The following is a 217-nucleotide window of genomic DNA, read 5'->3' as shown; positions in this document are numbered from 1 at the left end:
TGTTTCAGCATGGCGGTGCCGGCTTGCAGCAGCATCTGGCTGGTGGTCATCTTCGAGCTTTCGCTGGCGAAGTCGACGTCCATGATGCGGCCGGTGGCGGCCTTGCTGTTGGTGCTGATGTTCGACAGGTTGTTGTAGACGTGTTCCAGGCGGTTGGCCGAGGCGCCCAGGGCCGAGCGCACGGTGCCGATCGAGGCCAGCGCGGTCGAGAGCAGGT

1 protein-coding gene is annotated in these 217 nt (G+C 64.5%); it reads right to left on the bottom strand.

Annotated elements, in window-relative coordinates:
- A partial coding sequence (locus F2P46_RS36935; protein ID WP_267875919.1) for a flagellin occupies positions 1-217 on the bottom strand: 217 nt, incomplete at both ends.

The sequence above is a fragment of the Massilia sp. CCM 8734 genome, assembly GCF_011682155.1.
Classification (GTDB): Bacteria; Pseudomonadota; Gammaproteobacteria; order Burkholderiales; family Burkholderiaceae_D; genus Telluria_A; species Telluria_A rubra.
The sequence above is the reverse complement of the archived record's forward strand: the minus strand, read 5'-3'. Positions and strand labels throughout refer to the sequence as shown.